This is a genomic window from Sphingobium sp. FW305-3-2-15-F-TSA7 (assembly GCF_058787155.1).
On the sequence record NZ_JBYSZM010000005.1, the window covers coordinates 94,727 to 114,707 of the forward strand.

Genomic DNA, 19,981 nt, shown 5'->3' on the forward strand with positions numbered 1-19,981 from the left:
TAGCGGCTCGATAGCAATGTCCGATGAGTCCGACTCATCGGACATTGGTTTCAGTCCTTTCCTTGCTCCAACGCTTTTTTGAGGTCGGCGAGCACACCGAACGCGCCGGCCTCTTCCTCTTTCAGCACCCCGGCTTCGCGCAGCACGTCATCGGCGCCCGGCGCCCGGGGAAAGGGATCGAGCGCCAGCGCCATTGTCTGCGCCAGCGCCTCGCCCAGGTCGATTGCCTGGCCGTCATAACCGATGACATCGCAATCGGCGGCGGAAAGCTCGATTTCGTCGGCGTCCGACGCCAGCGCATTCTCCTCGACGAACAGCAGTTCGAACGGTTCGTCGATCGCCGCGGGCACGGGCGCGCCCGTCGCGACGCAGCTTTGCACCGCGGTCGCGGTGATTCGCCCGCTGACGCGGATACCCGCCGCTATGCGCGCGATCGTCGCGGTTCCGACCAGCGTCTCCAGCGATTGAAGGTCGAATCGCGCGGCCAGCGCCGTGCGCTCGGCTTCGTTCGCCTCGACTCGCACGTCGCGCGGCCGCTCGCCGATCTCGTCGCGACGGAAGGTCCGGCTGAATTCGGGATCGCTCATGACCGCGACAGCCCGCCGGACAGCAGCCGGTCGATCGGTGCCGCGCCGACAGAGTCGGCGATGTCGCGCAAGCGTGCCGTGGCATTGGCCAGCGCGGCTCCCGTGGGCGGGGCGCCGCGATAGAGATTGCGCGCCAGCGCCTCGGGCAGATCGCCGGCGCCCGTCAGGGCGTCGCGATACGCAGTCAGCCGTCCGCCCAATGCGCTCATCATCTTGCCGATATGCTTGCCGACGACGACGTCGCCAATGCCCTGCTGGCGCAGCTGGCCGTCCATGTCGTCGACGAAGGTTTCGGTGAGCAGGGCCGCCTTGGCGGCGCCATCGTCGCCCTCGCGTTCCAGCCGCACCAGCGCGATCGAGAGAATGGCGGCCACCATGTCGAACCGGCCGTCGATCGTATCGGCAACACCGCCCTCGACATACCAATATGGGTTGCGAGCCTCGGCGACGATGGCGGCGTAGAGCGGCGCGAGGGCGTCACGGCCGCTGCTGCGGTTGAAGAGGCGAGTGAGAAACGACACGCAGTGGAAACTCCTGTTTGAGGTCCGGCGCCCCGTCACCCTTGCCGGGCGTGATCCGAGCGCATATTGAGGCAGCGGACGCGGCTTTTAATGGCGTGCGTCCGCGTGGTGCGCAAGGAGAAGGCTTGATGGCGGTGTTGACGAAGCAGGGGCTGATGGCGGCGGCAGCCGTTACGGCGCTGCTCATGACGGGCGGTTGCACCCGCGTCCGCGGCCATCAGGGCTATATCGTCGATCAGGTGCTGGTCGACGGCATCCAGCCCGGCGTCGACAATCGCGATTCGGTGCAGGCCACGCTGGGCGGGCCGACCTTTGTCGGCCAGTTCGATCCCAATGACTGGTATTATGTCTCGCGCCAGACGCGCCAGCTCGCCTTCGCCCAGCCGAAGCCCACCGAACAGACGATCCTCCATGTCCGCTTCAACCAGGCGGGCACCGTGGCGTCGGTCGACAAGGCGGGCCTCGAAAAGATCGTCTCGATCTCGCCGATGGGCGACAAGACGCCGACGCTTGGCCGTCATCGCGGCTTCTTCCAGGAGCTGTTCGGCAATATCGGCGCCGTCGGCGTCCCCGGCGCGGGCGGTGCGCCGCAATAATCCGCTTTCAAGCGCGCTAGAGTGATTTCGAGGCAGGTGGAATCACCTGCCGGCTCGGAAATCACGGCAAACAAACGAATATCCAGAGTCATTCACCGCCCCGGCCGATGCCGAGGCGGTGATGATGATCGTCAGCTCGCGATATCGCTGGCCGCGAGCACGGCCAGCGTGACCAGTTCCGACGCGGTCGACGCCATGGTCGCGACCTGGACCGGCTTCTCCATGCCCACCAGCATCGGGCCGATGACATGGTCGCCGCCCAGCTCGCGCAGCAGCTTGGCCGAGAGATTGGCCGATTGGAGGCCAGGCATGATCAGCACGTTCGCGGGCGCCGAGAGGCGGCAGAACGGATAGTTGCTCATCACCTTGGCATTGAGCGCGACGTCGGGCGCCATCTCGCCTTCATATTCGAAGCTGACGCCACGCGCGTCGAGGATCGCCACGGCTTCGCGCAGATTCTCCAGCCAATTGCCCGGCGGATTGCCGAAGGTGGAATAGGAGAGGAAAGCGACGCGCGGTTCATGGCCCATCTTGCGCGCGACCGCCGCCGTGCCCTCGGCGATGTCGGCCAGTTCCTCGGCGGTCGGTCGTTCGTTGACCGTGGTGTCGGCCATGAACACCGTATGGGTCTGCCCCACCAGCACATGGATACCGAACGGCGTCGCGCCCGGGCGTGGATCGATCACCTTGCGCAGCTCGCGCATGGTCTGCGCATAGGTGCGCGTCGTGCCGGTAATCATCGCATCGGCTTCGCCCAATGTCAGTAGCATCGCGCCGAAGATGTTGCGATCGCGGTTCACCATCCGCTCGATTTCGCGCTTGAGGAAACCGCGCCGCTGCAGCCGTTCGTAGAGATATTCGACCATCTTGGGCACCAGCGGCGAATTGACGCTGTTGTGCACCTCGAAGCTGTCGGGATCGTCGACGCCCATCGCGCGCAACCGGTCGCGGACATGCTCGCGGCCGACCAACACGGGAATGCCGTAGCCGCCATCGCGGAACTGAATCGCCGCGCGCAACACCGTTTCCTCTTCGCCCTCGGCGAACAGCACGCGCTTCGGCCGCGCACGCGCCGCTTCATAAGCGAGCGTCAGCACCGACGTGGTCGGGTTGAGCCGTGCGCGCAGCGACTGGCGATAGGCCGCCATGTCGAGAATGGGCTTCCGCGCCACGCCCGAATCCATCGCCGCCTGCGCCACTGCGGCGGGCACGATCTCCATCAACCGCGGATCGAAAGGCGCAGGAATGATATAGTCGGGGCCGAAGCTGTGGGCGAGGCCGCCATAGGCCAGCGCGACTTCCTCGGGCACCTGCTGGCGCGCCAGCGCGGCCAGCGCCTCGGCGGCGGCGATCTTCATTTCCTCGTTGATCGCGGTGGCGCGGACATCGAGCGCGCCGCGGAAGATGAAGGGAAAGCCGAGCACGTTGTTGACCTGGTTCGGATAGTCCGAACGGCCGGTCGCGATGATCGCGTCGGGGCGCGCAGCCTTGGCCGCGGGCGGGGTGATCTCCGGATCGGGATTGGCCATGGCGAAGATGATCGGCTGCGGCGCCATCTTCATCACCATTTCGGGCTTGAGCGCGTCGGCGGCGGACAGGCCCAGGAAGATGTCGGCGCCGTCCAGCGCCTCGGTCAGCGTGCGGCGATCGGTCTTGGCGGCATGCGCGGACTTCCACTGGTCCATGCCGGTCTCGCGGCCCTGATAGATCACGCCCTGGCGGTCGCACATCAGCACATTGTCGTGCGGCACGCCCATCGCCTTGACCAGTTCGGTGCACGCGATCGCCGCGGCGCCCGCGCCGTTGACGACGACCTTCACGTCCTTGATCGACCGGTTGGTGAGGTAGCAGGCATTGATCAGGCCGGCCGCGGTGATGATCGCGGTACCATGCTGATCGTCATGCATCACCGGGATGTTCATCCGCTCCTTGAGCGCCTGTTCGATGATGAAGCATTCGGGCGCCTTGATATCTTCCAGATTGATACCGCCGAAGCTGGGTTCGAGCAGCGCCACCGCGTTGATGAAGGCTTCCGGATCCTCGGTGTCCAGTTCGAGGTCGATCGAATCGACATCGGCGAAGCGCTTGAAGAGCACCGCCTTGCCCTCCATCACCGGCTTGGAAGCGAGGGCGCCGAGATTGCCCATGCCCAGGATCGCCGTGCCGTTGGAGATCACGGCAACCAGATTGCCCTTGGCGGTATAGTCATAGGCGGTCGCGGGATCGTCGGCGATCGCGCGTACCGGCACGGCGACGCCGGGCGAATAGGCAAGGCTCAGGTCGCGCTGCGTCGCCATCGGTTTCGACGCGATGATCTCGATCTTCCCCGGTCGGCCGTAGGAGTGGAAGAGCAGAGCCTCCGCTTCCGAGAATTTGACGTTGCTTCCTTCGCTCATGCTCTGCCTTCCGTTCATATCGTTTCAGGGGTGCCATAGAACGTGATCGGCCGACGCGAAAGCGCTTCGGCGCCTGATCCAAAGCATCATTCCGGCTTTCAACGACCTGTCGTTTCACGTCCGGCCGATTTGATCCGGATCGCGCCAAAAAGCGGCTTTGGCAAAGTCGTGTGAAGCCGGTATCAGCGGCGGTTCGCATGACCAAACATCCCGCCCCCGCCGCCAGCCAGCCGACGCCGATGATGGCGCAATATCTCGCGCTCAAGGCTGACGCTCCCGATTGCCTGCTTTTCTATCGGATGGGCGATTTCTTCGAACTGTTCTTCGACGATGCGAAGATCGCAGCGGCGACGCTCGACATCGCGCTCACCGCGCGCGGTGAACATGACGGGCGGCCGATCCCGATGTGCGGTGTACCCGCCCATTCGGCAGAGGCCTATCTGGCGCGGTTGATTAAGGCGGGGCATCGCGTCGCGCTTGCCGATCAGATCGAGACGCCCGAACAGGCAAAGAAGCGTGCCGGATCCAAGGCATTGGTGGGACGTGCGATCATCCGCGTGGTGACGGCAGGCACGTTGACCGAGGAAACGTTGCTCGATGCGCGTGCGGCCAACTGGCTGGTCGCATTGGGTGAGGCGGGCGGAATGCTCGGGCTCGCCGCCGCCGATATCTCGACGGGGCGGTTCGAGGTCGCGGAGGTCGCGCCCGAAAGCCTGGGTGCGGAGCTGGCACGGCTCGGCGCAGCCGAGATCATCGTCTCGGAAAGTGCCGATCACTGGCCCGATGGTGCCTTCTCCCGCCCACGCGGCGACTTCGACAGCGTGCGTGGCGAGACGCGGCTGAAGTCGCTGTTCGGCGTCGCGACGCTCGACGGCTTCGGCACGTTCGGCCGCGCCGAACTGGCCGCCGCCGGCGGACTCGTCGCCTATCTCGACCATGCCGGCAAGGGCAGTCTGCCTTTCCTCCAGGCGCCGCTGCGCCGCGCCCCAACCGCGCATATGATGATCGACGCGGCGACGCGCGAAAGCCTGGAACTGACCCAGGCCCAGGGCGGCGGCCGTACCGGCAGCCTGCTCGACACGCTCGACCGCACGGTAACCGGCGCGGGCGCGCGGTTGCTTGCCGCCGATCTCGGCGCCCCGCTCGCCGAGCGGGGGCTGATCGAGGCGCGGCACGACTTGGTCGCCTTCTGGTTCGACGATTCCCATGAACGCGAGGGGTTGCGCGCCGCGCTGAAGGCATTGCCCGATATCGGGCGGGCGCTCGGACGGCTGGTCGCCGGACGTGGCGGGCCGCGCGACCTGGGCCAGCTTCGAGACGGTCTCGGCGAGGCGCGGATATTGCGCGAGCGGCTCGGGCGGCTCCCCGATCCGCCGGTCCTGCTGGCCGACCTGCTGCCGCGGCTCGATGGCCATGGCGCGCTGGTCGACCATCTGTCGCGCGCACTGGTGCCCGCACCGCCGATCGACGCGGCGCAGGGCGGCTATATCGCCGAAGGCTATGATGCCGCGCTCGATGAACTGCGCGGGATCGGCGGCGACGGACGTCGCGCCATTGCCGCGCTCGAGGCGCGCTTCCGTACCCAGACCGGCATCACCACGCTCAAGATCCGCCATAATGGCGTGCTCGGCTATCATGTCGAGGTCCCCGCCCGATCGGCCGATACGCTGATGGCGCAAGATTCGGGCTTCACCCATCGTCAGAGCCTGGCGGGTGTCGTCCGCTTCAACGCGCCCGAACTGCACGAACTGGCGCTGCGCGTCACTCAGTCCGGCGCGCATGCGCTTGCCGCGGAGGCCGCGCATCTCGAGGCGCTGACCGCCGAGGCGCTGGACAGTCGCGACGCGATCGCCGCCACCGCCGACGCGCTCGCCCGGCTCGATGTCGGCGCCGCACTGGCCGAACGCGCGGCAGAAGGCGGCTGGTCGCGTCCGTCGCTGGTCGATCATCCCTGCCTCGAGATCGAGGGCGGTCGCCACCCGGTGGTCGAGGCCGCCGTCGGCCGCACCGGCGAACGCTTCGTCGCCAATGATTGCCGGCTGTCCGAAAGCGAGCGCGTCTGGCTCGTCACCGGCCCCAATATGGGTGGTAAATCCACATTCCTGCGGCAGAACGCGCTGATCGCGGTGCTGGCCCAGGCGGGAAGCTTCGTGCCCGCGGCAAGCGCCAGGCTGGGGCTGGTCGATCGTCTGTTCAGCCGCGTCGGCGCGTCGGACAATCTCGCGCGCGGCCGGTCGACCTTCATGGTCGAGATGGTCGAGACCGCGGCGATCCTGGCGCAGGCGACACCGCGCAGCTTCGTCATCCTCGATGAAGTCGGGCGCGGCACCTCGACCTATGACGGTCTCGCCATCGCCTGGGCGGTGGTCGAGGCGGTGCACGAGGTCAATCGCTGCCGCTGCCTCTTCGCCACCCATTATCACGAACTGACCCGGCTCGCCGAGCGGCTCGACGCACTGTCGCTCCATCATGTCCGTGCGCGCGAGTGGAAGGGCGATCTGGTGCTGCTGCACGAAGTCGGCGCCGGCCCCGCCGATCGCAGCTATGGCCTCGCCGTCGCCAAGCTTGCCGGACTGCCGCCATCGGTGCTCGCGCGCGCCGGCACGGTTCTCAAGAAGCTGGAGGCCGGCCGCGCCCAGACCGGCGGGCTTGCCGCGGGCCTCGACGATCTGCCGCTGTTCGCCGCGATGGCCGCAGCACCCGAGGAAGCGCGCGACGCCCTGCGCGACGCACTCGCCGCCATCGACGCCGATGCGCTCAGTCCGCGCGACGCGCTCGAGGCGCTTTACCAGCTCAAGCGGCTGGCGGAGGATGACTGATTCTTGCGTCACCCTGAACTCGTTTCAGGGTCTATATTCGAACTCTCATTATCGCGGAATTGAAGCATGGATGCTGAAACAAGTTCAGCATGACGAATTGGGGTGCGTGACGAACCGCCCGCAAGCCCCTATCTGAAATCCATGCCCGCGCGCTTCGATAGCCTTTCCAACCGCCGCCGCATCGTTGATCGACGCGCGCTTGCCGATGCCTTGACTGCCCTGCCCGATGAAGGCGGCGCGGCGAAGCAGCGGCCGGCGATGGTGGCGCTGCTGCGCGAAGCGCTCGATGCGGGGCGTGCCGAGATTGCGCGGCGGCTGGAGGAGAACCCGTCGCGCGGCAGCGATACGGCCTCCGCCCAGGCATTCCTGACCGATCAGATCCTTCGGCTGATCTTCGATTTCACGACGCAGCGCCTCTATGCGATCAACAATCCGACCGCGTCGGAGCGTTTGGCGCTGCTGGCGGTCGGCGGCTATGGCCGGGGCGAGATGGCGCCCTTCTCCGACGTCGATATCGCCTTCCTCACGCCGTGGAAGCAGACCGGCTGGACCGAGCAGGTCATCGAATCGATGCTCTATTCGCTCTGGGATCTGGGCATGAAGGTCGGCCATTCCAGCCGCTCGCTCGACGAGATGGTGCGCATGGCGAAGAGCGACCTCACCATCCGCACCGGCCTGCTCGAAGCACGCTATGTCTGGGGCGACCAGGCCCTTAACGACGAGGCCTGGGCCCGTTTCGACCGTGAGGTGATGGCCGGAACCGGACGCGCCTTCATCGCCGACAAGCTGGCCGAGCGCGATGCCCGTCACAAGCGCATGGGCGACAGCCGTTATGTCGTCGAGCCCAATATCAAGGAAGGCAAGGGCGGCCTGCGCGATCTCCATACGCTGTTCTGGATCGGCAAATATATCCATCGCGTGCCCACCGTCGCCGAACTGGTCGACAAGGGCCTGCTGACCCGCGACGAGCTGCGCCGTTTCCAGAAGGCCGAGAATTTCCTGTGGGCGGTGCGCTGCCATCTGCACATGATCGCCGGGCGTGCCGAAGAACGGCTGACCTTCGACTTCCAGCGCGAGATCGCGATGCGCATGCGTTATGCGGACCGCCCCGGGCGATCGGCGGTCGAGCGCTTCATGCAGCATTATTTCCTGACCGCGAAGCAGGTGGGCGACCTGACCGGCCTGTTCCTGGCGCATCTCGACGACAGCTTCGCCGGCCGTGGCCGGCGCTTCATGGGCCTGCCGGTGCTGCGTCGCAGCCCACGCAAGCTCGACGGCTTCGTGCTCGATCGCGGCCGGCTGGCGCTGCCCGATGACGGCTTTTTCCAGAAGGATCCCGTCCGGCTGATCGAGATCTTCGCGCTGGCCGACAAGCACGGGCTCGAAATCCATCCGCTGGCGATGCGCGCCGCGGCACGCGACGCGCGGCTGATCGATGCGCGCATCCGCAACGATCCGCGTGCCAATGCTCTTTTCATCGACGTGCTGACCTCGCCGCGCGATCCCGAGACGGTGCTGCGCTGGATGAACGAGGCCACGGTGTTCGGCCGCTTCGTGCCCGATTTCGGCCGCGTCGTCGCGCAGATGCAGTTCGACATGTATCATCATTACACCGTCGACGAGCATTCGATCCGCGCCATCGGCCTGCTCGCGCAGATCGAGAAGGGCGACCTGACCGACGATCATCCGCTGTCGACGACGATCGCGCGCCAGCTGGTTTCGCGCCGCGTGCTCTATGTCGCGGTGCTGCTGCACGACATCGCCAAGGGACGCGGCGGCGATCACAGCGTGCTCGGCGCCGAAGTCGCGATGAAGCTGTGCCCCCGCTTTGGCCTGTCGCCGGCGGAGACCGAGTCCGTCGCCTGGCTGGTGCGCTATCATCTGTTGATGTCCGCGACCGCGTTCAAGCGCGACCTGGCCGACTTCAAGACCATTCTCGACTTCGCCGAAGCCGTGCAGAGCCCCGAACGGCTCAGGCTTCTGCTGATCCTGACCGTCGTCGACATCCGCGCGGTCGGCCCCGGCGTCTGGAACGACTGGAAGCGGCAGCTGCTCACCGGCCTGTTCGAAGCCGCCGAAGAGGTGCTGCGCCTGGGCCACAAGCAAAAGGGGCGCGAGGAACGGATCGCCGCCAAGCAGCGCGCGCTGGCCGACGCGATGGGCTGGGACGACGCGACGATCAAGGCGGCGGCGCGGCGCCTGCCGGCATCCTATTGGATCGCCGAACCGCTCGACGTGCTCGAACGCAATGCCCGGCACGTGTCGGCGGCGCAGGATCAGCCACTGTCGATTTCGGCGCAAGTCTATCCCGATCGCGGCGCAACGCTGGTCACCGTCTATGCCAGCGACCATCCCGGGCTGTTCTATCGCGTTGCCGGTGCCATCCATCTCGCCGGCGGCAGCATCATCGATGCGCGGATCCACACCACGCGCGACGGCATGGCGCTCGACAATTTCCTCGTCCAGGATCCGTTCGGCCGGATGCTCGACGAGCCCGAGCGGCTGAAGCGGCTGGAACAGGCGATCGAGGATGCGCTCGCCAATCGCCACAAATTGACCGAGAGGCTTGCGCAGCGTCCGCTCACGCGCACCCGCGCCGAGGCCTTCACGATCCAGCCGGTGGTCTTGGTCGATAACAAGGCGTCGAACCGCTACACCGTGGTCGAGATCAATGCGCGCGACCGCCCGGCGCTGCTCAATGCGCTTGCCTATGCGCTCTTCCAGTCGAAAGTGACGATCCATTCGGCGCATATCGCCACCTATGGCGAACGCGCGGTCGATACCTTCTACATAACCGACCTGATCGGCGACAAGGTGGAGGGCGCGCAGCGGCTCAAGGCGCTTGAACGCCGCCTGCTCGATGCGGCCGCGGGCGAGGACGCGCGCGAAGCGGCTTGAGCGATTTGTCGTTCGATGGAATCATCGAACGGCTCGTGAATCGCGGCAAAAGGAAAAGGTCCGCTCCGGCTTCCCGGAACGGCCCCCCTCCCCCACAGATAATGTAATCAGAACTTGCCGCGCACCGTGACGCCATAGGTCCGCGGTTCGGCGAGATAGGCCGAGAAGATCTGGCGGCCGCCGGGATATTGCGGATCGACGAACGGCGCGCTCGTCACGCCCGCCTGGAAGGGCGAGTTGAAGCCGACCTGGGTATAGCCCTTGTCGAACAGATTCTGCGCCCAGAGCTCGATCGCCCATTTCTCGTCGGGGCCGCGCAGACCGACACGGGCATTGACCAGCGCGAAGCCATCCTGCGCCTTTTGCGGGAACAGGTCCGATCCGGTGTTATAGTCGCCGGTCATGCGCGTATCGACATAGAGCAGGCCCGATAGCCCAGAGCCGCCGATCGGCGGAGTCCAGGTGAAGGAACCCGTGGTCACGATCTCGGGTGCGTTGGACATCAGATTGCCGGGCAGCACGCGAAGCGCAGGATCGAGCGCCGCGCCGGTATCGCGTCCGACCAGGTCGCCGCGATATTTGGTGCGCGCCCAGGTGAGGCCGGCATTCACGCGGACATAAGGCGTCGGCGTCAGCGACGCTTCGAGCTCCACGCCCTGCGAACGCACGCCATAGGTGACGTCGCCCGGCGCGCAGGTGCCAGTGGCGAGCGAAGTGTCTTCGTCCGCGCCGCTGCCGCCGACCAGGTTCGAACAGCCGTTGATATTCTGCACCAGGAAGACGGTGCCGTTGAAGGTGTTGAGCTGGAAGTTCGAGAAATCCTGGCGGAATGCCGAGACGTTGAACGTGAAGTTGCGGAAGGACAGCTTGGTGCCGATTTCATAGGCATCGACCTTCTCGGCGTCGAAACGCAGATTGGCCACGTTGAAGCCCGATTGCGGCGCCGCAAAGGGGAAGATCGTCGATGTGGTCAACGCAGAACGATCGAGGTTGAAGCCGCCCGCCTTATAACCCTTCGAATAGCTGGCGTAGAACAGCATGTCGCTATTGGGCTTGTACGACAGCACGGCGGTGCCGGTGAACTCGTCGTCCTTCATCCGGTCGGACAGACTATAGCCGTTGAGCTCCGAGCTCGAATTGCCCTGGCATGACAGGCCGATGATCGCGCCGGCCGTGGCCGCGAGCGCCGGCACCGCGAGCAGCGAGCCGAGTTGCTGTTTCTGGACCAGGCAGGCGGTGTTGTTGTTGTTGAAGTTCGCGCGGAACTTCTTGGTTTCCGTCGTCCAGCGCAGACCCGCGGTGAAATCGATCGTGTCGGTGATGTGCACGATATTGTGCGTGAAAACCGCGAAATTCTCGCTCTTCTGGCGATAGACCGCGTTGTCGTCGCCGACGCTGCGGATGCCGTCCAGCCGGTCGAAGGCGCCGAGCACCAGCGGGGTCGCAGCACCGAAGGCATTGGTCGCGATCAGCGCCGCACGGCCCCCGGGGCTGATACAGCCGCTTTGCGACGCATCGAAAAAGGCCGCGAGCGTGCTGCCGGAAACGATGCGGCAGGTGGCGAAGCGGCCATAGTCGCGGCCGAACTTCAGATTGTCGGTCACCTTCAGCTTCTCATTGGCGTAATAGCCGCCGACCAGCCAGTCGAGCCGGTCGTCGAATGCCGTACCCTGCAGGCGCAGTTCCTGGCTGAAAGTCTGGAAGTCGCGCTGATAGGCCGATTTGCCGGGCGCGCGGAACAGGATGTCGATCTGGCTGTAATCGGTATCCGAGCCCTGGTTGGAGCTATAGTCGCGATAGGCGGTGATCGAGGTCAGCCGGGCATTGCCGAAATTCCAGTTGAGCTCGCCCGAAACGCCCATATCCTTGGTCTTGCCGGCATAGGAACGGCCCGGCGAGACATAGACGTCGCGCTCATAGGGGTCGATCGTGAACGAAGCCGGATTCTGCCCCATGGCGGTCAGCACGCGGACAATCGGATTCTGGACGGGGTCGAGCAGGCCGCCGACCAGCGGATTGTCCGCCGCGCGCACATAGACCGCGGCGCAGCAGCTCTCGTCGCGTTTGGTATAGTCGCCGATCAGCCGGAAGCTGAGGTCGCTGGTCGGTTCGAACAGCAACTGACCGCGCACGAAATAGCGGTCGCGGTCGTTGATGCGGGTGCCGTTGGTGACATCCTTGTAGAATCCGTCGCGCTTCACCCACACGCCGTCCAGCCGCGCGGCCAGCGTCTCGCCGATCGGGCCGGTGACGCCGCCGCCGATCCGCCAATAATCGTAATTGCCATAGGTGGCTTCGGCGGTGGCGCCGAATTCGAAGGCGGGTTTCTTGCTGACGATGTTGAGCAGGCCGGCAGAGGCGTTGCGGCCGAACAACGTGCCCTGCGGGCCGCGCAGCACTTCGACGCGCTCAATCTCACCCAGTTCGTTGAGGCCGATGCCCGAACGCGAGCGATAGACGCCGTCGATGAACACCGCGACCGAGCTTTCCAGCCCGGGATTGTCGCCGACGGTGCCGACGCCGCGGACGCGCACGGACCCGTTCGCTTCCGATCCGGTCGAGGAGACCAGCAGCGACGGCGCAAGCTGGTTGAGCTGGCGGATGTCGTTGGCGCCCGAATTCTGCAGCGTCTCGGCCGAGACGGCGGAGATGGCGAGCGGCACGTCCTGGAGCTGCTGCGAGCGGCCTTGTGCGGTCACGATGATGTCGTTGTCGCTGGTCGCCGTGTCCTCCGCGGCTTGAGCGGGGGCGGCATCCTGGGCGAAGGCGGGCGTCGCCAAGGCAAAGCAGGCGACGGAAACAAGCCAGACGGACTTCGACATATGGGCTCCTCTCGATTGTCGTTTTCTTTGTCTATTTGTCCGTGAATCTAACGCGGTCGTCCGATGCTCGCCAGCCGGGAGAGCGCAAGGAACGGCGGATTTGCTAGGGTTAGCGGCCTTTTTGCCACAGTGTGGTTTTTGACGCTACGGAAAGTGGCAAGCGTTGCAGTGCGGCAGAAACGGCAAAAAGGCGCGCAAGCCGAAGCCGCGCGCCTTTTGGCCGTTCGAGGGCATGATCGCGGGTCATCACGACCCGCGCGCCTCGTTTATTTGGGAGAGAGCACCATCAGCATCTGGCGGCCTTCCATGCGCGGATAGGCTTCCACCTTGGCGTCTTCGGCGGTGTCCTCCTGGACACGCTGGAGCAGCGCCATGCCGAGCTGGCCGTGGCTGAGCTCACGACCGCGGAAACGCAGCGTGACCTTCACCTTGTCACCTTCGCCGATGAAGGCGTGAATCTTCTTCATCTTCACGTCATAATCATGGTCGTCGATGTTCGGACGCATCTTGATCTCTTTGATCTCCTGCGTCTTCTGCGACTTGCGGGCGAGGTTGGCCTTTTTCTGGGCCTCGTATTTGAACTTGCCGACGTCGAGGAACTTGGCGACCGGCGGATCGGCGTTTGGAGAGACCTCGACCAGATCGAGCCCGGCCTCCTGAGCCTGCTCCATCGCTTCCCTTGTATACATCACGCCCAGATTCTCGCCGTTTTCGTCGATCACGCGGACCTTGGGCGACGAGATGAATTCATTGTAGCGCGGGCCATTCATAGGCACCGGCGGGGCGCCGAGGGGGCGCCGGGTCATGGGCGGACGTATAGCAGTGTCTCCTGAATCGGGATCGTGAGCGCGCCATTTAGCGATTCAGGGCGCCCGAGAAAAGGGCAACGGTGCCGCGGAAAGCAGATTTCCGCTGCACCGTTGCGATTTGGCGTCACTTGAGTGACTTCGAGGCAGGTGGAATCCTGCCGGCCCGCTCAGTTGCGCCGCAGATCGGGCGGGGTCGATTCGGCCTTCAGCATCGCGATGGCGTCGGCCAGCGGCATCACCCGCTGCCCCTCCTGGCCGAGCGTACGGATAGCGACGGTGCCTTCCTCCGCCTCGCGCTTGCCGATCACCAGCAGGTGCGGAACCTTGGCGAGTGAATGCTCGCGCACCTTGTAGTTGATCTTCTCGTTGCGCAGGTCGGTCTCGGCACGCAGCCCGGCGGCGCGCAACGCATCCACGACCGTCTCGGCATAGTCGTTGGCGTCCGACACGATCGTCGCCGCCACTGCCTGCACCGGCGCCAGCCACAGCGGGAAGCGTCCGGCATGATGCTCGATCAATATGCCGATGAAGCGCTCGAACGTGCCGAGGATCGCGCGATGGAGCATCACGGGACGATGCTTCTCGCCATCCTCGCCGACATAAGCCGCGTCGAGCCGTTCCGGCAGCACGGTATCGGCCTGGATCGTGCCGACCTGCCAGGTGCGCCCGATCGCATCGGTCAGGTGGAATTCGAGCTTGGGCGCATAGAAGGCGCCTTCGCCGGGCAGTTCTTCCCAGCCATAGGTCTCGGTCGCGCGGCCGGCGGCGGCCACCGCATCGCGCAATATCTGTTCGGCCCGATCCCATTCGGCGTCACTGCCGAAACGCTGTTCGGGGCGCAGCGCCAGCTTAATCGCGTATTTCTCGAAACCGAGATCGGCGTAGATGCTGTCGAGCAGGTCGCAGAATGCCACGATCTCCTCGATCAGCTGGTCTTCGCGACAGAAGATATGCGCGTCGTCCTGCGTGAACTGCCGCACGCGCATAATGCCATGCAGCGCGCCGTGGGGCTCGTTCCGATGGCAGCAGCCGAACTCGGCCATGCGGATCGGCAGCTCACGATAGCTGGTGATGCCCTGCTTGAAGATCAGCACATGCGCCGGGCAGTTCATCGGCTTGAGCGCCATCAATTCGCCCTTGCCCGTCAGCACCGGCGCGTCGTCCTCGGTCGACGGAATCTCGTCGGGTACGACGAACATATTCTCGCGATACTTGCCCCAATGGCCCGACCGCTCCCATTGGCGCGCATCCATCAGCTGCGGCGTCTTCACCTCGACATAGCCGGCCGCATCCAGCCGCCGGCGCATATAGGCCTCGAGCTGGCGCCAGAGGATGAAACCCCTGGGGTGCCAGAACACCGAGCCCTGCGCCTCGCTCTGCAGGTGGAACAGGTCCATTTCCTGACCGATCTTGCGATGGTCGCGCTTGGCCGCTTCCTCGAGCCGCGTCAGATGCGCGTCGAGCTGCTTCTTGTTGAGCCAGCCGGTGCCGTAGATGCGGCTCAGCATCGCGTTCTTCTGGTCGCCGCGCCAATAGGCGCCCGAAACGCGCGTCAGCTTGAACGCCTGCGGATCGAGCTTGCCGGTGGAAGCGAGGTGCGGGCCGCGGCACATGTCGAGCCAGTCGCCGCCCGACCAATAGACCGTCAGCGCCTCGTCGCCGGGCAGTTCCGCCGCCCATTCGGCCTTGAAGGTCTCACCCTGCTCGGTCCAGCGCGCGATCAGGTCGGCACGGCTCCATTCCTCGCGCTTCAGCGGCTTGTCGGCGGCGATGATCGCGCGCATCGCGGCTTCGATCGCCGGCAGGTCCTCGTCGGTGAAGGGGCGATCCTTGGGCGCGAAGTCATAGTAAAAGCCGTCATCGGTCGACGGGCCGAAAGTGATCTGCGTGCCGGGGAACAGCTGCTGCACCGCTTCGGCCAGCACATGCGCATAGTCATGGCGCGCCAGTTCGAGCGCATCGGCTTCGTCGCGCGCCGTCACCAGCGCCAATTGCGCATCGCCCTCCAGCGGACGCATGATGTCGCGCAGTTCGCCATCGACGCGCGCGGCGATCGCCGCCTTGGCCAACCCCGGCCCGATCGCGGCCGCGATGTCCGCGGGGGTAGTCCCCGCCGCAACCTCTCGGACGGATCCGTCGGGCAGCGTGATCTGGAACATCTCGGACATGGGAATGGGGTTGCCTTTGCTTGGATACGCGAAATTGCGCGCGCGGCTTATGCCTTTGGCGGCGTGCGATGCCAAGGGTGGCATGGAGAAACCGGCGCAAAGCTGATAGATGGGGGCATTGCCGGCCAAATGAAGGTGTTAGACGTGCTCCACAAACTGTTTCGCGCCCATCCTGCCGATCTCGGCGAAAGCTATGGCGAACATTTTCGTGCCGCGTTCGGCTTCGGCGTCGCGATGGTGGTGGGCGGGATCGCCTGCATCATCCACGCGCTCGTCCCCGGCATCTTCCAGACCACGGGCAGTGGTGCGGTGAAGCGGCTCTATGAACTGATGGTCGCAAAACGCGCCGCCAAGCGCGAGGCCAATATCGAAATGGCCTCGATCGAGTGGGTAATCTGATCCGTTTGCGACCCAATCCGTTGACGTTGCGCCGAATTTGAGGCCTGCTGCCGACAGGGCCTGACTGGGGGAGCCGCAATGGACGATCAAGCTGCTGGTGAAAGCGCGTTCGCTTTCGATGGATCCTGGCGCGAATTCGCGCCGATCGCGATCACCAACCTGCTGCTGACGATCGTCACGCTCGGCATCTATCGATTCTGGGCAACGACGCGCGAACGCCGTTATCTGTGGAGCCGCACGCGCTTCATCGACGACCGATTCGAATGGAGCGGCACCGGGCTGGAACTGCTGATCGGCTTCGTGCTGGTCATGCTGCTGGTCTTCGTGCCGCTGTTCGTGCTGCAGTTCGTCGCGCAGGGCATGATCCTGCGCGGGCATGTCGTGGCGGTCGGCATCCTGTTCTTCCTGCTCTACATGTTCTTTTTCTACCTCTTCGGCATCGCCCGCTTCCGGGCGCTCCGCTATCGCCTCAGTCGAAGCTGGTGGCGTGGCATACGCGGTGGCAGCGACGATCAGGGCTGGCGCTATGGCTGGTCCTATCTCTGGAAAACCGTGGTCAGCTATCTCGCGCTCGCGCTCATGGTGCCCTGGGCGATGGCCAGCCTGTGGAACGAGCGCTGGAACGCGATGAGCTTCGGCGCGCAAACCTTCGAATCGGACGCGCGCTGGGGCAATCTCTTCCTGCGCTACCTCATCTGCTGGGCCTTGCCCTGGGTGATGGGGATCGGGCTGGTCTTCGCGATGATCCCGATCATCATGATTTCGGCGGGTAGCGGCGAGCCGCCGGGCCCCGGCGTCGTCGTTGCCGCCTTCGCGATCGTCCTTGCCTTCTACGTGCTGATACCGCTGGCCGCGCTGGTCTTCTACGCGGCGTTCATGCGCGAGGCGGTCGGCGCATTGCGCCTCGGCACGATCGAATTCGCGTTCACGGCACGGACCAAACACTGGTTTCTGCTGTTCCTCGGCAATTTCGGCCTGTGGCTGCTGGCGCTCGCGGTTGCGGCCGTGCCGCTCGCAGCGTTCGGCCTGTTCGCCAATTTCACCAACCTGCAGCCGGGCGAAACACCTTTCTCCGAAAACGGGCTGGGCTTCATCGTCACGCTGGTGGTGCTGGTGATTCCCTTCGCGCTGGTCGGCCCGTTCATCCGTTATCGCACATGGCGGTTCGGCGTGACCTGGCTCCAGGCCTATGGCGAGATCGATGCCGATGCGCTCGCGCAATCGACCACCCGCACGCCGACCCAGGGTGAGGGATTGCTCGACGCCTTCGATGTGGGTGCGATCTGACGTGAGCGACGGCGTCACGGTCTGGCACTATGACGGCGCCACCGCACGCCGCCGCCATCCGGTGCTGGTGCTCGACGGGAAAGGCTTCAACCTCGTCGAGGACGATATCGTGTCCGGACCGTTCGGCTGGGATGCGCTCGTCGCGCAGGCCGGTGCGGCGGGCGAACGCGTCTACGGCCTCAAATCGCATCCCGGCTGGCGGATCGGCTTTACCGGCGACGTGCCGGCGCATATCGACGCGAAACTGCCGCACCCCGAACGCTATGGACGATTGATCGATCGTTTCGGTCTTGTCCGCGCATCGGCGGTGCTGGCCATCATTGCGGGTTTCGTCGTCTTTATCGGCGTCACCGCGCCCGGCTGGATCGCGCCCTATGTGCCGTCGAGCTGGGAACGGCGACTGGGCGACGCGATGGTCGGCGATTTCGGCGGGCGTTTCTGCAAGGCGCCGGGCGGGCAGCAGGCGCTCGATGCGCTTGCCCGCCGGCTCGACGGTGGCGGAGATCCGATCGAGGTCCGCGTCGCCAATATCAAGATGGTCAATGCCGTCGCGCTGCCCGGCGGCAAGGTGGTGATCTTCCGCGGACTGCTGTCCGACGCGAAATCGCCCGACGAAGTCGCGGGTGTCCTCGGGCACGAAATCGGCCATGTCCGCAATCGCGACGTCATGGCCGCTTTGCTGCGTCAGATGGGTTTGAGCGTGCTGCTGGGCGGATTCAGCGGCGATGTCGGCGGCACGTTCAATGCGCTGCTGTCCGCCACCTATTCGCGCGAGGCGGAGGCGCGCGCCGATGGCTATGCTCTTGGCGCGCTCACCCGCGCCGGGGTTTCGCCCGCCGCCACCGCCGGCTTCTTCGCGCGGCTCGCCCATGACGAAGCGAAGCTGGGTCCTGCGGGCGCAGCACTCGGCTATATGTCGAGCCACCCACTCTCCCAGTCGCGCGAGCGGAAATTCAAGGCGGGCGTGGTCAAGTCCGCAACCTACCGCCCCGCGCTCGATGCCACGCAATGGCGCGCGCTGGCCGATATCTGCAAGAACGACCCCAATGTCGAAGAGGGCTGGTTTCCGGGCTGATCTCTCAACCGAGAATCGGGTGCCACGATCGCGCCTGTTGCGTTAGGAGCCTGTCATGTCCACTCCCAGCTTCGCTGCCCGGCCCGACGGGCTCCGCCTCGCTTATCTGCTCCGCGCCGGGCACGGCCCCACCATCGTTTTCCTGCCCGGCTATATGTCCGACATGGCAGGGTCGAAAGCGCTCGCGCTCGATGCCTGGGCGGCGGAAACCGGCCGGGCGATGCTGCGGCTCGACTATGCCGGATGCGGCGCCAGCGAGGGCGCGTTCGAGGACGGCACCTTGCTGTCGTGGCGCGACGATGTGCTGCATCTGATCGATACGCTGACCGAAGGGCCGCTGGAGCTGGTCGGATCGTCGATGGGCGGCTGGCTGATGCTGCTCGTCGCGCTTGCCCGCCCCGAACGCGTCGCAGCACTGGTCGGCATCGCCCCCGCGCCGGACTTTACGTCATGGGGCTTCACCGACGCGCAAAAGGCCGAACTGGTCGAACGCGGCCGGATCGAGGAACCGAGCGACTATGCCGATTCGCCCTATGTCACGACGCGCGATCTGTGGGAGTCGGGCCAGGCCAGCCTGTTGCTGGAGGGCCCGGTCGCGATCGACTGCCCGGTGCGATTGCTCCACGGCCAGGCCGATCCCGACGTGCCATGGAGCATCTCGCTCCGCCTCGCCGAGCGGCTTCGTTCAGCCGATGTGCAGGTGACCTTGATCAAGGACGGCGACCATCGCCTGTCGCGCCCGCAGGACATCGCCCTGCTGCGCGCAACCGTCGCCAGTCTGCCGGAGCCCGGATGATCCCGATCCTTTTGATGCTTGCCTCCCAGGCAGCCGCCCCAACCGCCGCCGAACAGCGTTTCGACGCCTGTGTCGCGCTGGTGGGCGAAGATCCGGTCAAGGCGATCGCGACGGCCGATCAATGGCGGATCAGCGGCGGCGGCGTGCCGGCGCGTCATTGCCTCGCCCTCGCTTATGCGGCGCAGCAGCGCTTCGTTCCCGCCGCCGTCGCATTCGAGCAGGCGGCGCGCGAAGCCGAAGTCGCGCGCGACAGCCGTGCCGCCAATTTGTGGGTGCAGGCCGGCAATGCGCGGCTGGCGGCGAAGCAGCCCGATCTGGCGCGATCCGCCTTCGATGCGGCGTTCGCGCACGGCACGCTTTCGGGCGAGCGGCTGGGCGAGGTCCATCTCGATCGCGCCCGCGCCCGCGTCGCGCTTGGCGACAATGCCGGCGCGCGCACCGACCTGGACGCTGCGCTGAAGCTGGCGCCGAAGGATCCGCTCGCCTGGTTGCTCTCGGCGACGCTGGCGCGGCGGACGAACGACCTTGCGCGGGCACAGACCGACATTGCCGAAGCCGCCAAGCTGTCGCCCGACGACGCCTCGGTGGCGCTGGAGGCCGGCAATGTCGCGATCCTGTCGGGGGCGCCCGAAGCGGCGAAGGTCGCATGGGAAGGTGCGGTGAAGAACCAGCCCGACAGCGATGCCGGCAAGGCGGCCGCGGCGGCACTTGTCGCGTTGAAGGCGGACATGGAGAAAGCGCCGCCGCAATAACCTGTCCGCAAGGCTGCAAAGCGTCGTGCGATCGCCTATATCGCCAGGGTCCGGCC

14 protein-coding genes are annotated in these 19,981 nt (G+C 65.6%); 8 read left to right on the forward strand and 6 right to left on the reverse strand.

Features of this window, described 5'->3' with window-relative positions; all coding sequences use genetic code 11:
* Window positions 1-50: 50 nt before the first annotated feature.
* Both AC3WN8_RS05070 and AC3WN8_RS05075 read right to left on the reverse strand, forming a co-directional pair.
* Window positions 51-587 (reverse strand): YceD family protein, encoded by a 537-nt coding sequence (locus tag AC3WN8_RS05070; protein WP_492668302.1) that lies wholly within the window; start codon window positions 585-587, stop codon window positions 51-53.
* On the reverse strand, window positions 584-1,108 hold the full coding sequence (locus AC3WN8_RS05075; protein ID WP_492668303.1) for a ubiquinol-cytochrome C chaperone family protein: 525 nt from the start codon (window positions 1,106-1,108) through the stop codon (window positions 584-586). The genes AC3WN8_RS05070 and AC3WN8_RS05075 overlap by 4 nt, the downstream gene beginning before the upstream one ends.
* Window positions 1,109-1,236: 128 nt before the next feature.
* On the opposite strand from AC3WN8_RS05075, the gene AC3WN8_RS05080 reads away from it, so the two are divergent.
* On the forward strand, window positions 1,237-1,704 hold the full coding sequence (locus AC3WN8_RS05080; protein ID WP_492668304.1) for an outer membrane protein assembly factor BamE: 468 nt from the start codon (window positions 1,237-1,239) through the stop codon (window positions 1,702-1,704).
* 131 nt (window positions 1,705-1,835) lie between these two features.
* Here the strand turns inward: AC3WN8_RS05080 and AC3WN8_RS05085 are convergent, their stop codons facing one another.
* Entirely contained in the window at window positions 1,836-4,100 is a 2,265-nt protein-coding gene (locus tag AC3WN8_RS05085; RefSeq protein WP_492668305.1) for an NADP-dependent malic enzyme, read from the reverse strand.
* Window positions 4,101-4,339: 239 nt separating this feature from the next.
* On the opposite strand from AC3WN8_RS05085, the gene mutS reads away from it, so the two are divergent.
* Both mutS and AC3WN8_RS05095 read left to right on the forward strand, forming a co-directional pair.
* Entirely contained in the window at window positions 4,340-6,919 is a 2,580-nt protein-coding gene (gene mutS / locus AC3WN8_RS05090) for a DNA mismatch repair protein MutS (protein WP_492668432.1), read from the forward strand.
* Between the two features lie 141 nt (window positions 6,920-7,060).
* Window positions 7,061-9,817, forward strand: coding sequence for a [protein-PII] uridylyltransferase (locus AC3WN8_RS05095; RefSeq protein ID WP_492668433.1), 2,757 nt, complete (start codon window positions 7,061-7,063; stop codon window positions 9,815-9,817).
* A 107-nt stretch (window positions 9,818-9,924) separates the two neighbouring features.
* Here the strand turns inward: AC3WN8_RS05095 and AC3WN8_RS05100 are convergent, their stop codons facing one another.
* The 3 genes from AC3WN8_RS05100 to thrS all read right to left on the reverse strand — a co-directional run bounded on the left by AC3WN8_RS05100 (window position 9,925) and on the right by thrS (window position 15,616).
* Window positions 9,925-12,639, reverse strand: a complete 2,715-nt coding sequence (locus AC3WN8_RS05100; RefSeq protein ID WP_492668306.1) for a TonB-dependent receptor — start codon at window positions 12,637-12,639, stop codon at window positions 9,925-9,927.
* A 266-nt stretch (window positions 12,640-12,905) separates the two neighbouring features.
* Complete coding sequence (gene infC / locus AC3WN8_RS05105) at window positions 12,906-13,445, reverse strand: translation initiation factor IF-3 (RefSeq protein ID WP_492668307.1); 540 nt, start codon at window positions 13,443-13,445, stop codon at window positions 12,906-12,908.
* A gap of 170 nt (window positions 13,446-13,615) precedes the next feature.
* Window positions 13,616-15,616 carry a threonine--tRNA ligase gene (gene thrS / locus AC3WN8_RS05110; protein WP_492668308.1) on the reverse strand — a complete coding sequence of 667 codons (2,001 nt, stop codon included), beginning with the start codon at window positions 15,614-15,616 and terminating at the stop codon, window positions 13,616-13,618.
* Window positions 15,617-15,760: 144 nt separating this feature from the next.
* On the opposite strand from thrS, the gene AC3WN8_RS05115 reads away from it, so the two are divergent.
* The 5 genes from AC3WN8_RS05115 (at window position 15,761) to AC3WN8_RS05135 (ending at window position 19,925) form a co-directional block, all read left to right on the forward strand.
* On the forward strand, window positions 15,761-16,015 hold the full coding sequence (locus AC3WN8_RS05115) for a DUF6356 family protein (RefSeq protein ID WP_492668309.1): 255 nt from the start codon (window positions 15,761-15,763) through the stop codon (window positions 16,013-16,015).
* A gap of 78 nt (window positions 16,016-16,093) precedes the next feature.
* Entirely contained in the window at window positions 16,094-17,302 is a 1,209-nt protein-coding gene (locus AC3WN8_RS05120) for a YjgN family protein (RefSeq protein WP_492668310.1), read from the forward strand.
* Between the two features lies 1 nt (window position 17,303).
* On the forward strand, window positions 17,304-18,377 hold the full coding sequence (locus AC3WN8_RS05125; RefSeq protein ID WP_492668311.1) for a M48 family metallopeptidase: 1,074 nt from the start codon (window positions 17,304-17,306) through the stop codon (window positions 18,375-18,377).
* A 55-nt stretch (window positions 18,378-18,432) separates the two neighbouring features.
* Window positions 18,433-19,173 (forward strand): alpha/beta fold hydrolase, encoded by a 741-nt coding sequence (locus AC3WN8_RS05130; protein ID WP_492668312.1) that lies wholly within the window; start codon window positions 18,433-18,435, stop codon window positions 19,171-19,173.
* Window positions 19,170-19,925, forward strand: a complete 756-nt coding sequence (locus tag AC3WN8_RS05135; RefSeq protein ID WP_492668313.1) for a tetratricopeptide repeat protein — start codon at window positions 19,170-19,172, stop codon at window positions 19,923-19,925. The genes AC3WN8_RS05130 and AC3WN8_RS05135 overlap by 4 nt, the downstream gene beginning before the upstream one ends.
* Window positions 19,926-19,981: the final 56 nt, after the last annotated feature.

Excerpts from the sequence above, each read along its gene's own strand:
- AC3WN8_RS05070 (WP_492668302.1), bottom strand. The coding sequence starts at position 587 with ATGAGCGATCCCGAATTCAGCCGGACCTTCCGTCGCGACGAGATCGGC.
- infC (WP_492668307.1), bottom strand. The coding sequence starts at position 13,445 with ATGACCCGGCGCCCCCTCGGCGCCCCGCCGGTGCCTATGAATGGCCCG.
- AC3WN8_RS05085 (WP_492668305.1), bottom strand. The coding sequence starts at position 4,100 with ATGAGCGAAGGAAGCAACGTCAAATTCTCGGAAGCGGAGGCTCTGCTC.
- AC3WN8_RS05120 (WP_492668310.1), top strand. The coding sequence starts at position 16,094 with ATGGACGATCAAGCTGCTGGTGAAAGCGCGTTCGCTTTCGATGGATCC.
- AC3WN8_RS05130 (WP_492668312.1), top strand. The coding sequence starts at position 18,433 with ATGTCCACTCCCAGCTTCGCTGCCCGGCCCGACGGGCTCCGCCTCGCT.
- mutS (WP_492668432.1), top strand. The coding sequence starts at position 4,340 with ATGATGGCGCAATATCTCGCGCTCAAGGCTGACGCTCCCGATTGCCTG.
- thrS (WP_492668308.1), bottom strand. The coding sequence starts at position 15,616 with ATGTCCGAGATGTTCCAGATCACGCTGCCCGACGGATCCGTCCGAGAG.
- AC3WN8_RS05095 (WP_492668433.1), top strand. The coding sequence starts at position 7,061 with ATGCCCGCGCGCTTCGATAGCCTTTCCAACCGCCGCCGCATCGTTGAT.
- AC3WN8_RS05100 (WP_492668306.1), bottom strand. The coding sequence starts at position 12,639 with ATGTCGAAGTCCGTCTGGCTTGTTTCCGTCGCCTGCTTTGCCTTGGCG.
- AC3WN8_RS05080 (WP_492668304.1), top strand. The coding sequence starts at position 1,237 with ATGGCGGTGTTGACGAAGCAGGGGCTGATGGCGGCGGCAGCCGTTACG.
- AC3WN8_RS05135 (WP_492668313.1), top strand. The coding sequence starts at position 19,170 with ATGATCCCGATCCTTTTGATGCTTGCCTCCCAGGCAGCCGCCCCAACC.